Genomic DNA, 11,451 nt, shown 5'->3' with positions numbered 1-11,451 from the left:
TAATGAAAAAAAATGCCCAGTCCGTGGAAGCCTGGCTGGAGGCGATGATCGCCGTGGCGCGTTATTATCGGCTCGATTTTTCTCAGGAGAACGTGCGCGCGACCGTCAACTGGGAGCGCGACAGTAAGCGGGAGGAGTTACTCACCGACATGGCGCGGCAACTGGGAATGGGGCTGCGGCTGGTCGAGTTCTCCGCCGATTCGCTTAACCCCTGGCGACTGCCGCTGATCGCAGTGTTTGATAATCAGCAGATTGGCGTTATCACCCGCCGCGATAATCACGACAATATTAGCGTTCAGTTCAGCGGTGACGAAGGGCTGGAAACCACGCTTAACGTCGCGGATATTGAAGATAAAATCGTCGAACTGGCGCTACTGCGCCCGCTCAGCGCCATCCCTGACGCGCGGGTGGATGACTATATTCGCCCGTATCAGGCGAACTGGTTCTGGAATCTCTCGCTGAAAGACTGGCGGCGCTATGGCGATATTATGCTGGCGTCACTGGTGGCGAACGTGCTGGCGCTGGCGGCGATGGTGTTCTCGATGCAGGTTTACGACCGGGTAGTTCCGGCGCAGTCCTACCCGACGCTGTGGGTACTGTTCGCCGGGGTGATGATGGCGATCCTGTTTGAGTTCTGTATGCGCATGGTGCGCACACATCTTTCCGATGTGATTGGTAAACGGGCGGATTTACGCATTTCGGATCGCGTTTTTGGTCATGCGCTACGGCTGAAAAACAACGTGCGATCGAAATCCACCGGATCGTTTATCTCGCAGATCCGCGAGCTGGAATCGGTGCGGGAGCTTATTACTTCCACCACCATCGGTGCGGTGGCGGATCTGCCATTCTTCCTGCTGTTTGTCTTTATTCTGTGGATGATCGGCGGCTGGCTGGTGCTGGTGGTTTTGCTGGCGCTGCCGTTGCTGGTGATCCCCGGCCTGCTGGTGCAACGCCCGCTGGCGCGGCTGGCGAACGAAGGGATGCGCGAGTCGGCGGTACGCAACGCGACGCTGGTGGAAGCCGTGCAGTCGATTGAAGATATCAAACTGCTGCGCGCCGAACAGCGTTTCCAGAATCAGTGGAATCATACCAACGACGTGGCATCTTCCATCAGCATGAAGCAACGTTTTCTCACCGGGCTGCTGCTCACCTGGACCCAGGAAGTGCAATCCATCGTCTATGTGGTGGTGCTGCTGGTGGGCTGTTTTATGGTGATGAACGGTGACATGACCACCGGCGCACTGGTCGGGACGACGATCCTGGCTTCGCGCACCATTGCGCCGCTGTCGCAGATTTCCGGCGTACTCTCGCGCTGGCAGCAGGCGAAAGTGGCGCGTAATGGCCTTGATGAACTGATGAAGCGCCCGGTGGATCAGCCCGAGCACGGCAAACTGGTGCATAAAGCGGTACTGCACGGTAATTATCAGTTCAGCAACGCGGTGTTTTATTACGACGAAGAAGAGAAGATTGCCGATGTGGCAATTGGCAAACTCAACATTCAGGCCGGTGAGAAAATCGCCATTCTTGGGCGCAACGGCGCGGGTAAATCAACGCTACTGCAAATGCTCGCCGGAATGCGTATCGCCCAGCAGGGGCAGGTGCTGCTGGATAACATCAGCATCGGGCAACTTGATCCGGCAGATCTGCGCCGCGACATGGGGCTGCTCAGCCAGACCGGACGACTGTTTTTTGGTTCGCTGCGGGAAAACCTCACCATGGGAATGCCGGAGGCCAGCGATGAAGATATCGAACGCGCATTAACCCTCAGCGGGGCGCTGCCCTTTGTGCAGAAGCAGAAAAACGGCCTCAACTACATGATTCAGGAAGGGGAATTTGGCCTCTCTGGTGGTCAGCGGCAAACGCTGCTGCTGGCGCGGCTGCTCATCTCTCAACCCAATATCGTGCTGCTCGATGAACCCAGCGCCTCGCTGGACGAAATGGCGGAAGCGTATTTAATCGAACAACTGAAACAGTGGATTGGGCATCGCACGCTGATTATCGCCACTCACCGCACGGCGATGCTGCAACTGGTGGACAGGATAATCGTGATGGATCAGGGGCGCATTGTGATGGACGGCGCGAAAGAGACTATTTTGCGTGAACAGGGCGAACCCACGGCGCGACGCGTGGTGTTGCAGGAGAAGAATAAGGGGTCTGCCGCATGAACGGACAACTGCAATACAACCGTGGCCTGACTGAACCTCGCCTGCCGCGTTCGGCGCTGGCGGTACGCGTGACTGCCGTAATGCTGCTCTGTTTTCTCGGCTGGGCGTGGTACTTCCAGCTTGATGAAGTGACCACCGGCAGCGGCACGGTAGAACCCTCCGGGCGCGAACAGGTGGTGCAGTCGCTGGAAGGCGGAATTCTGTATCATCTCGACGTCAAGGTTGGCGATATTGTTGAACAGGGCCAGCCGCTGGCGCAGCTTAACCGCACCAAAACGGAATCTGACGTTCAGGAAGCGATGTCGCGGCTGTACGCGGCGCTGGCAACCTCGGCGCGGCTGCGGGCGGAAGTGAGTAATAAACCGCTGGCGTTCCCTGACGAACTGAATAAATTCCCCGAACTTATCGAGTCGGAAACGGCGTTGTACAACACTCGCCGCGACGGGTTGAACAAAGCCACCACCGGGCTGACGCAGGGGATTAGCCTGGTCAACCGTGAACTGGCGATGACCCAGCCGCTGGTGAAACAAGGGGCTGCGAGCAGCGTCGAAGTGCTGCGCCTGCAACGCCAGGCCAATGAACTGGAAAACAAACTTAGCGACGTGCGCACGCAATACTACGTACAGGCGCGGGAAGAGTTAGCGAAAGCCAATGCGGAAGTGGAAACCCAGCGTTCGGTGATCCGTGGGCGTGAAGACTCCCTCACCAGGCTCAACTTTACTGCGCCAGTTCGTGGCATTGTTCAGGATATTGATGTCACCACGGTTGGCGGCGTCATTGCCCCCGGTGGTAAACTGATGACCATTGTGCCGCTGGATGAGCAATTGCTGATTGAGGCAAAAATCTCCCCGCGCGATGTGGCGTTTATCCATCCTGGGCAAAAATCGCTGGTGAAAATAACCGCTTACGATTACTCCATTTATGGCGGTCTGCCGGGAGAAGTGGCGGTGATTTCACCGGATACCGTGCAGGATGAAGTGCGGCGCGATGTTTATTACTATCGGGTGTACATTCGCACTTTCAGCAACCATCTGGAAAATAAAAGCAAACAGCAGTTTCCGATATTTCCCGGTATGGTGGCGACGGTCGATATCCGCACCGGCAAAAAGAGCGTGCTGGATTATCTGTTGAAACCCTTTAACAAAGCACAGGAGGCGTTGCGCGAACGATGAACATTAGCGATGTAGCAAAAATTACCGGCCTGACCAGCAAAGCCATTCGCTTCTATGAAGAGAAGGGGCTGGTGACACCACCGATGCGCAGCGAAAATGGTTATCGCACCTACACGCAGCAGCATCTCAACGAACTGACCTTACTGCGCCAGGCGCGCCAGGTGGGCTTTAACCTGGAAGAGAGCGGCGAACTGGTGAATCTGTTTAACGACCCGCAGCGCCACAGTGCTGATGTAAAACGGCGCACGCTGGAGAAGGTGGCGGAGATCGAGCGACATATCGAAGAACTGCAATCCATGCGCGACCAGTTACTGGCGCTGGCGAATGCCTGCCCTGGCGATGACAGCGCCGATTGCCCGATTATCGAAAATCTCTCCGGCTGCTGTCATCATCGGGCGGGGTGAAAAATCAGTTAATCCCCGTTTGCACCGAAAGAATATGCTGCAAACTTTCTACCATAATGCGTCCCGTCTGAAATAAGCCTTCCTGTATTGCGTTGCTGGCATTAACCGCGTGAACCAGGGAGGCTAATAATACTACTTGCAAGAAGGCAAAAATAAACGCACCGATAATCAGAATATGTGTCAGGGATATTTTCTTTTCATCCTTCATTTTAAATAGCCCACAAACTGGCCTTCCTTCATTAATGCGACTTTTCCTGTGTGATGATAAACAATCACGTTATACAGACCCGACTGATAAACTGTGGCATCGGCATTATCTTCATCAATCGCACATAATGAATCATTGAGATAAGCAAAGGTCTTACTGCTCATTCTAAAGGTCACGCCAAAACCTTTATAAATGGATTTTTTAACGGCCTGGGCGTGTTGTGCGGCTTCTGCATTTTTAAATGCCTGCGCTTCGGATGCACTTAAAATAGCCGCCTGACGCTGTTGTTCGGCAAGATAACAGGTGTCATGAGATACGCCTTGCGCCTGGCAGTCTGCAATGCGAGACGCGGGAGAGCTACAACCAGCCAGCATGATTAACGCCAGCAGGGAAATCGATTTAATGGTGCTATTCATCATTGTTAACCTTAAATAATATGAGAATTAATGAAGAGGTGATATTAGGCAAACGTCCTTGCTCTAATTTATTCAATAGTTCTGTTTTTTATTGGTATTTATAAGGTGTCTGGTAAAATTTTAGAACGAATATCCCACACCGACACCAGCACCGAAATCAGATTGCGTATCCGCAGAAACACCCGCTTTAAGCACTGTATGCGTTCCGGCATTAAAAGACGTGCCGACAGATACCGCTGATTCACCATTAAACGTTCCCGCGCCCGCAGACACCATCATTAAATCACCGGTTTTTACCTGCGGCTGTGAGGCAATGGCAATAGCTGACGCAATCCCCGCATTGGCATCTTTACGGTTGTCTTCAACTTCGTTTTTCAGTGAGCTGAAATGGTTATTGAGCGTATTAATTTGTTGGCTGTTATCCGCTACTCGTTTTTGCGTGGTTGATAACTGCTGATGTGTATCGGTGGAATCCTGCACCAGATTTTGAATTTGTTCACCGTAATGAACGCTATCAATCTGTTGTTGTGCCGCCAGCTTACTTACCGCAGTGTTGGTTTTTGTTATATCGCCATGAATTTCTTCCAGTTCTTTTGATTGGTTCTCGGTGGCAACACTTTGAGATACCGTCGTCATGGTAGAAGAAAGAGCGTCAATTTTTTTCCCTTGCTCCGCAGAAGCGCGCGTGCTGGCTTCATTTTCCGCAGCCAGTTTAGCGTTGACCATACTCTGATAACGGGCGGCGGTCTGAACATCACCGGTGGCAGCGATCGTTTTTTGTGTGGCTTCGATTTGCTTTTGTTGCTCGGTAATCTGCGTTTGTTGGGCTTCGGCTTGTTGCTGCTGAGCGTTATCCGCAGCCTCCTGACGGGCGTTTACCATACTCTGATAACGCGCTGCGTTTTGGACATCACCGGTAGCGGCGACTGTTTTTTGTGTAGCTTCGATTTGCTTTTGTTGTTCGGTAATCTGCGTTTGTTGGGTTTCGGCTTGTTGCTGCTGTGCGATATCCGCAGCCTCCTGACGGGCGTTTACCATACTCTGATAACGGGCTGTGTTCTGGACATCACCGGTAGCAGCAACCGTTTTTTGCGTATCGTTAATTTGGTCTTGTTGAGCTCTAAGAATGTTCTTCTGTTCGATAATGTCGTCAGTATTTTTATGAATAGCCGCTTTGCTGGCGTCAATCTCGGTTTGCGCTGACGTAATGGCCTGGTGCGCTTCATTGGCGGTCGACACTGCTGTGTTAGCGGTGGTTTGCGCATTCTGGATGGCGGTATCCTGTGCCGCATCGCGGTCTGCCTGGGTCTGTTCCGGGGAGATATTGTCGCCCGTCTCTGAAGATATATACCCATGCGAAAACAGATAGTCTTGCGCGGCTTCTGTATTTCCAGTACGAATCATGAAGCGTCCAATTTTCTGGTCAACTTCTTCATGTGACATCCCTGGTTGGATTGCCTCCAGTTCTGTCGCTGCCGCCTCAATCGTATCACCCGCAAAGGCAGATGGACTGACAGCAGTAGCAATAACGACAGCCAGTAAAGATATCTTTACAGTTTTCATTCATTTTTTCTCAATTAAAGTAAGTCGCATTTATGTTTCTTATAGCAACATTAATTGTTGTTATAAGAAATATTATGCGTTTCGCATTGATCGAAATCTACGCTGGCATTTGTGTGATGTAAAGCGCGTTTTTATACGATGTAAGCGTAAACAACGCCTAATAGAAACTAAAAAAGTTTCTATTAGAAATAAAATGGAAAATCATTTTGTGCTATTTCTCAGTAACAAACCGTAAAGACTTGTTTTGATAAGCGAAATAAACTCTGTTTCTGCACTAAACGTGATGCTGTTGCTGATGTATGTTAGAATGCGTTTCTTTGATAAATCTCAATTTTGAAGAGGTTTACGCCAGGCAGGAAAATTAAATGAATGAATTTGAGAAGATTTTTAATGAAATGAATCTGGACAGGGCGTTACTCCCTATCCTTTTTCGTTCGAATCGCTCCACGGTGTGGAAGTATTTAAGCGGCGATAGTACGGCTCCTGCCTCTGCCATGTCGCTGATCATGCTGTTGCAGTTGATCCAGAAGAGAAACCCCGATTTGTTAGCCGAATGGTTAACGCTTTCTGATTTCACCATTCCGCCAGAAGTTTACCTGGATCAGCCCGATTACTGGAAAGGGTGGGTGTATACCCAACATAAGGTCAATAAAAACGTCCTGGAATATTTAAAAAAACATTATCCGGATGAAGACCAGAAAAGTATGGGTAAAACCACAGAAGAGTAAATTGCCATTCCCCGTCCACATGCCGGATGCGGCGTAAACGCCTTATTCGGCCTACGTTCGCGCACAGACTGGCTAGTTTTGTAGGCCTGATAAGACGCGTCAGCGTCGCATCAGGCGATGACCGCACGGATGATCAACGTTATCCCTTCAATCGCAATCACCTCAACATGCGTACCAGCGCCGAGATCCTCGCTGGCGCTGACAGGCCATGAACTGTCGCCGACGCGCATATGACCGCGCCCGTTGACCAGCGGCGATTCCAGCACAAACCGCCTGCCAATCAACTGCTGACCACGCTGGTTTAAATGACTGTCGCTGTGCTTTTGTTCGCGTACCCGCCGTGACAACCATTTCCACCACAGCCAGGCGGCGAGCAGCGTCAGGACGGCAAAGATCACCCCTTGCCACTCCCAACCCAGCGGCAGCAGCCAGACCACCAGACCAGTAATCACCGCCGCGACACCGCTCCACAACAGATAACCGTTTCCGCCCAGCATCTCGGCAGCCAGCAATAAACCGCCGAGACTCAGCCAGAAAATATGCGGGTGTACTACCAGCAGCTCGATCATGATTTATTTCGCTCGTTGGCGCTGTCTTTCACCAGTTCGGCAATCCCGGCAATCGACCCCATCAGGCTGCTGGCGTCTAATGGCATCATCACCACTTTGCTGTTACTGGACGAACCGATCTGTTGCAACGCTTCGGTGTATTTCTGCGCTACGAAGTAGTTCACCGCCTGAATATCACCGGAGGCGATGGCTTCAGACACCATTTGGGTCGCGCGAGCTTCCGCTTCGGCGGAACGTTCTCGCGCTTCAGCCTGTAAAAACGCCGACTGACGTTCGCCTTCCGCTTTCAGGATTTGCGACTGTTTTTCACCTTCGGCTTTGAGGATTTCCGCCTGACGGATCCCTTCCGCCTCAAGGATGTAAGCGCGTTTGGTACGTTCCGCTTTCATCTGCGCGTTCATCGAAGAGATAAGCTCTGCCGGTGGGCGCACATCACGAATTTCAATACGGGTGACTTTAATCCCCCACGGGTTGGTGGCTTCATCGACAATATGCAGCAGGCGCGAGTTAATGCTGTCGCGCTGGGAGAGCATTTCGTCCAGTTCCATTGAGCCAAGCACGGTACGGATGTTGGTCATGGTCAGGTTGATGATTGCCAGCTCCAGATTGCTGACTTCATAAGCGGCGCGCGGGGCATCAATCACCTGAATAAAGCACACGGCGTCGATGGTAACGTTGGCGTTATCTTTCGAGATAACTTCCTGGGAAGGGATATCGAGCACTTGCTCCATCATATTGATCTTGCGACCAATGCGATCCATAAATGGCACCACCAGACTGAGCCCCGGCTGTAACGTTTTGGTATAGCGACCAAAACGTTCTACCGTCCACTGATAGCCCTGCGGCACGATTTTGACGCCCGCGCCGACAATCACCAGCGCGACAAAAATGAGAATCGGGATAAAAATAAGCATCGGAAAAACCTCCTGTTGTACCGTCCATAAAGAGCAAAATTGCTGCTTGATTAAACAAATTATACCTGATTACTGAAAGAGAGTTCCCCCTTATTCTTGCGGAGGATAAACTGTTTTTAGTAAAAATCAGAAAAAGGGATGGGTAATGCAGGAAAATAGTCTTTTGCTCCAACTGCAAAATGTTGGATATCAGGTGGGCGATACGAAGATTCTCAATAACATCAATTTTTCGCTGCGTGCTGGCGAATTTAAGTTAATTACCGGCCCTTCCGGCTGCGGCAAAAGTACGCTACTAAAAATTGTTGCTTCATTAATCAGTCCGAGTAGTGGAACGTTACTATTTGCAGGCGAAGATATATTCACCCTGAAGCCAGAGGAGTATCGCCAGCAAGTCTCCTACTGTGCCCAGACACCAGTGTTGTTTGGCGACACGGTATACGATAACCTGATTTTTCCCTGGCAGATCCGTAACCAGCAGCCTGACCCGGCCATTTTTCTCGATTTTCTCGAACGCTTCGCTTTGCCGGACAGCATTTTGACGAAGAATATCGCCGAGCTATCTGGTGGTGAAAAACAACGCATCTCATTGATTCGTAACCTGCAATTTATGCCGAAGGTTTTATTGCTGGATGAAATCACCAGTGCGCTGGATGAAAGTAATAAACATAACGTTAATGAGATGATCCACCGGTATGTGCGCGAGCAAAATATTGCCGTGCTGTGGGTGACACACGATAAAGACGAAATTAATCATGCGGATAAGGTGATTACACTGCAACCGCATGCCGGAGAAATGCAGGAAGCACGCTATGAACACGCATAATATTACCAACGAATCATTAGCACTGGCATTAATGCTGGTGGTGGTGGCAATCTTAATTAGCCATAAAGAAAAACTGGCGCTGGAGAAAGATATTCTCTGGAGCGTCGGACGGGCGATAATCCAGCTGATTATTGTCGGCTATGTGCTGAAATATATTTTCAGCGTTGATGATGCCAGCCTGACATTATTGATGGTGTTATTTATTTGCTTTAATGCGGCGTGGAATGCGCAAAAACGCAGTAAATATATTGCTAAAGCTTTTATCTCGTCGTTTATTGCCATTACGGTCGGGGCGGGAATTACCCTCGCGGTGTTAATTTTATCGGGTTCGATTGAGTTTATCCCGATGCAGGTGATCCCGATCGCCGGGATGATTGCTGGTAACGCTATGGTGGCGGTAGGGCTGTGTTATAACAATTTAGGGCAACGGGTCATTAGCGAACAGCAACAGATTCAGGAGAAACTGAGTCTTGGCGCGACGCCAAAACAAGCTTCAGCGATATTAATACGCGACAGTATTCGAGCGGCGTTAATTCCAACGGTGGATTCAGCAAAAACGGTTGGCTTAGTGAGTTTACCAGGAATGATGTCCGGGTTGATATTTGCCGGGATTGATCCGGTGAAGGCGATTAAATATCAGATTATGGTGACCTTTATGCTGCTCTCAACCGCCAGCTTGTCGACCATTATTGCCTGTTATTTAACCTATCGGAAGTTTTATAATTCGCGCCACCAGTTGGTGGTGACGCAATTGAAGAAGAAATGATGCGATACCGGATGCGCAGCATCGCATCCGGCGTTGTGGTTCATGTGCCGATCAACGGAATATCAATACAACAATGCATACAGCTGGCGGCGATACTTCGACGCCAGCGCATCACCCGTACCCAGCGCAGCGAGGATCTCCTGGAACGTTTTACGTGTCTGACCGTCTGCGGCGGTGAGATCTTTACGCAGATGCCCGAACAGTAACTCCAGCGCCTCTTCATTGCGCCCAACCTGATGCAACTGTAGCGCCAGTTGCGTTGCCAGTGCGGCATCTTCAGGATTCTCCGCTACCTGCTGTTGCAATTGTTGAATTTCCGGCGTATCAGCCGCCTGCTTCAGCAGTTCGATTTGCGCCACCAGCCCCTGGTAGCGGGTGTCCTGATCCTGCAACGGAATGGTTTTCAGCACCGCTTCTGCATCTTCAGAACGGTTCAGCGCAATCAGCGTTTCTGCCAGTAGCAGGCCGATCTCCCCGTTCTGATTCGACAACTGCCAGGCGTCTTTCAGCAATGGCAGGGCGTCGGTGTAATTGCCTTCCTGCATCAGCTGCATCGCCTGCTGCGCTTTCAGCTCTTCTTCGCGCGGCAGCACTTTATCCAGCAGGGCGCGGATCGCCTCTTCCGGTTGCGGCCCCTGGAAGCCGTCTACCGGTTGCCCGTTCTGGAACAGATATACGGTCGGAATCGCGCGCAGACCAAACTGCGCGGCAATCATCTGCTCCGCATCGCAGTCCAGCTTCGCCAGAATAAATTGCCCGTTGTACTGCGCCGCGAGGCTTTCCAGAATTGGGGTTAACTGCAAACAGTGCTGGCTACGTTCAGACCAAAAATAGAACAGCACCGGTGTGGTCATCGACTGTTCAAGAACCTGTTGCAGGTTAGATTCGTTAATGTTGACAATATTTTCTACGGACATGGAGTCGCTCTCTGTTGTCGATATTTTCTTTGACATGGGGGCTTAAGCGCGCGCTTCAACTCACCCCTGCAATATTTTGTCCATCACGCGCCCCGGCAGCAGGCGTTTGAGCACCATTACCGCCCAGGTCACCAGCGTCACCGGATAGCGCATCTTCGGCTTCTCGCTAATAAAAGCGTGGCGCACTTTGGCGACCACCGCTTCCGGCCCCAACGTAAAGCGGGCAGCAATGCCGGGGTTTTCGACCGGTTTATCACTTTGCGTCTGGTTGACGTTGTCGGTAAAGCGAGTACGAATGGGCCCCGGCTCAATCAGGCTGACTTTAATTCCGCTGTGGCGCAGCTCCATGCGCAGTGCGTCTGACCATGCCTCCAGCGCATATTTACTGGCAGCGTAAGCGCCGCGACCCGGTGTGGAGATTAATCCCATCACCGATGAGGTCATCACAATACGCCCTTCACCGTGCGGTAACATAGCCGGTAACAGGCGCATGGTGAGCTGATGCGCGCCGAAAAAGTTGGCGGAAAACTGCTGTTCCATCTGCGCGCGGCTGATGGTGGAAAGGGGGCCATACATGCCGAATCCGGCATTGTTAAAGATCCCATACAGACAATTATCGGTCAGGGCGATCACTTCGTCGGCAGCGCGATCAACACTTTCTGGCGAATCCAGATCGATCAACACACCGGTGAATCCCATGCTGTTCATGCGCTCAACATCATCCGGCTTCCGGCAACCTGCCAGCACATGAAAACCCTGACGTTTTAATTCGAGCGCGCTTTCCAGGCCAATTCCACTGGAACATC

13 protein-coding genes are annotated in these 11,451 nt (G+C 51.4%); 6 read left to right on the top strand and 7 right to left on the bottom strand.

Annotated features, from left to right (window positions below; translation table 11 throughout):
- The first annotated feature begins 2 nt into the window (after window positions 1–2).
- The 3 genes from A7098_RS11245 to cueR are packed head-to-tail and all read left to right on the top strand — an operon-like array spanning window position 3 to window position 3,741.
- Complete coding sequence (locus A7098_RS11245) at window positions 3–2,165, top strand: type I secretion system permease/ATPase (protein ID WP_105280814.1); 2,163 nt, start codon at window positions 3–5, stop codon at window positions 2,163–2,165.
- Entirely contained in the window at window positions 2,162–3,337 is a 1,176-nt protein-coding gene (locus tag A7098_RS11240) for an HlyD family type I secretion periplasmic adaptor subunit (RefSeq protein ID WP_105280813.1), read from the top strand. Before A7098_RS11245 ends, A7098_RS11240 begins: the two co-directional genes overlap by 4 nt.
- Entirely contained in the window at window positions 3,334–3,741 is a 408-nt protein-coding gene (gene cueR / locus A7098_RS11235; RefSeq protein ID WP_001026747.1) for a Cu(I)-responsive transcriptional regulator, read from the top strand. The genes A7098_RS11240 and cueR overlap by 4 nt, the downstream gene beginning before the upstream one ends.
- A 4-nt stretch (window positions 3,742–3,745) precedes the next feature.
- Here the strand turns inward: cueR and A7098_RS11230 are convergent, their stop codons facing one another.
- The 3 genes from A7098_RS11230 to A7098_RS11220 form a co-directional block, all read right to left on the bottom strand.
- On the bottom strand, window positions 3,746–3,949 hold the full coding sequence (locus A7098_RS11230; protein WP_000650964.1) for a hypothetical protein: 204 nt from the start codon (window positions 3,947–3,949) through the stop codon (window positions 3,746–3,748).
- Window positions 3,946–4,368, bottom strand: a complete 423-nt coding sequence (locus A7098_RS11225) for a hypothetical protein (protein WP_105280812.1) — start codon at window positions 4,366–4,368, stop codon at window positions 3,946–3,948. Before A7098_RS11225 ends, A7098_RS11230 begins: the two co-directional genes overlap by 4 nt.
- A 117-nt stretch (window positions 4,369–4,485) precedes the next feature.
- On the bottom strand, window positions 4,486–5,928 hold the full coding sequence (locus tag A7098_RS11220) for a YadA-like family protein (RefSeq protein ID WP_105280811.1): 1,443 nt from the start codon (window positions 5,926–5,928) through the stop codon (window positions 4,486–4,488).
- A 365-nt stretch (window positions 5,929–6,293) separates the two neighbouring features.
- Here A7098_RS11220 and A7098_RS11215 point away from each other — a divergent pair, with 365 nt between their 5' ends.
- Complete coding sequence (locus A7098_RS11215) at window positions 6,294–6,656, top strand: hypothetical protein (protein WP_001001645.1); 363 nt, start codon at window positions 6,294–6,296, stop codon at window positions 6,654–6,656.
- 110 nt (window positions 6,657–6,766) lie between these two features.
- Here the strand turns inward: A7098_RS11215 and A7098_RS11210 are convergent, their stop codons facing one another.
- Window positions 6,767–7,225: an NfeD family protein gene (locus A7098_RS11210; protein WP_000571573.1), complete on the bottom strand. Its 459-nt coding sequence runs from the start codon at window positions 7,223–7,225 to the stop codon at window positions 6,767–6,769.
- Window positions 7,222–8,139 carry an SPFH domain-containing protein gene (locus A7098_RS11205; protein WP_000904498.1) on the bottom strand — a complete coding sequence of 306 codons (918 nt, stop codon included), beginning with the start codon at window positions 8,137–8,139 and terminating at the stop codon, window positions 7,222–7,224. Before A7098_RS11205 ends, A7098_RS11210 begins: the two co-directional genes overlap by 4 nt.
- Before the next feature lie 145 nt (window positions 8,140–8,284).
- Here A7098_RS11205 and fetA point away from each other — a divergent pair, with 145 nt between their 5' ends.
- Both fetA and fetB read left to right on the top strand, forming a co-directional pair.
- Window positions 8,285–8,962, top strand: coding sequence for an iron ABC transporter ATP-binding protein FetA (fetA, locus tag A7098_RS11200; RefSeq protein ID WP_001157528.1), 678 nt, complete (start codon window positions 8,285–8,287; stop codon window positions 8,960–8,962).
- Window positions 8,949–9,728 carry an iron export ABC transporter permease subunit FetB gene (gene fetB / locus A7098_RS11195; protein WP_010347707.1) on the top strand — a complete coding sequence of 260 codons (780 nt, stop codon included), beginning with the start codon at window positions 8,949–8,951 and terminating at the stop codon, window positions 9,726–9,728. Before fetA ends, fetB begins: the two co-directional genes overlap by 14 nt.
- Window positions 9,729–9,790: 62 nt before the next feature.
- Here fetB and cnoX read toward each other — a convergent pair whose 3' ends face one another.
- Together cnoX and ybbO are read right to left on the bottom strand one after the other, a co-directional pair.
- Window positions 9,791–10,645, bottom strand: coding sequence for a chaperedoxin (gene cnoX, locus A7098_RS11190; RefSeq protein WP_001295322.1), 855 nt, complete (start codon window positions 10,643–10,645; stop codon window positions 9,791–9,793).
- A gap of 60 nt (window positions 10,646–10,705) precedes the next feature.
- Window positions 10,706–11,451, bottom strand: a 746-nt coding sequence (gene ybbO / locus A7098_RS11185; RefSeq protein WP_105280810.1) for an NADP(+)-dependent aldehyde reductase, incomplete at its 5' end; no start/stop codon positions are given.

It is taken from the genome of Escherichia sp. MOD1-EC7011 (assembly GCF_002965005.1).
Lineage (GTDB): Bacteria > Pseudomonadota > Gammaproteobacteria > Enterobacterales > Enterobacteriaceae > Escherichia > Escherichia ruysiae.
Note: the sequence above shows the minus strand (reverse complement) of the source record. Positions and strands in the feature narration are given on the sequence as shown.

Excerpts from the sequence above, each read along its gene's own strand:
- A7098_RS11240 (WP_105280813.1), top strand. The coding sequence starts at position 2,162 with ATGAACGGACAACTGCAATACAACCGTGGCCTGACTGAACCTCGCCTG.
- fetA (WP_001157528.1), top strand. The coding sequence starts at position 8,285 with ATGCAGGAAAATAGTCTTTTGCTCCAACTGCAAAATGTTGGATATCAG.
- A7098_RS11210 (WP_000571573.1), bottom strand. The coding sequence starts at position 7,225 with ATGATCGAGCTGCTGGTAGTACACCCGCATATTTTCTGGCTGAGTCTC.
- A7098_RS11230 (WP_000650964.1), bottom strand. The coding sequence starts at position 3,949 with ATGAAGGATGAAAAGAAAATATCCCTGACACATATTCTGATTATCGGT.
- A7098_RS11225 (WP_105280812.1), bottom strand. The coding sequence starts at position 4,368 with ATGATGAATAGCACCATTAAATCGATTTCCCTGCTGGCGTTAATCATG.
- fetB (WP_010347707.1), top strand. The coding sequence starts at position 8,949 with ATGAACACGCATAATATTACCAACGAATCATTAGCACTGGCATTAATG.
- A7098_RS11220 (WP_105280811.1), bottom strand. The coding sequence starts at position 5,928 with ATGAAAACTGTAAAGATATCTTTACTGGCTGTCGTTATTGCTACTGCT.
- cueR (WP_001026747.1), top strand. The coding sequence starts at position 3,334 with ATGAACATTAGCGATGTAGCAAAAATTACCGGCCTGACCAGCAAAGCC.
- cnoX (WP_001295322.1), bottom strand. The coding sequence starts at position 10,645 with ATGTCCGTAGAAAATATTGTCAACATTAACGAATCTAACCTGCAACAG.
- A7098_RS11205 (WP_000904498.1), bottom strand. The coding sequence starts at position 8,139 with ATGCTTATTTTTATCCCGATTCTCATTTTTGTCGCGCTGGTGATTGTC.
- A7098_RS11245 (WP_105280814.1), top strand. The coding sequence starts at position 3 with ATGAAAAAAAATGCCCAGTCCGTGGAAGCCTGGCTGGAGGCGATGATC.
- A7098_RS11215 (WP_001001645.1), top strand. The coding sequence starts at position 6,294 with ATGAATGAATTTGAGAAGATTTTTAATGAAATGAATCTGGACAGGGCG.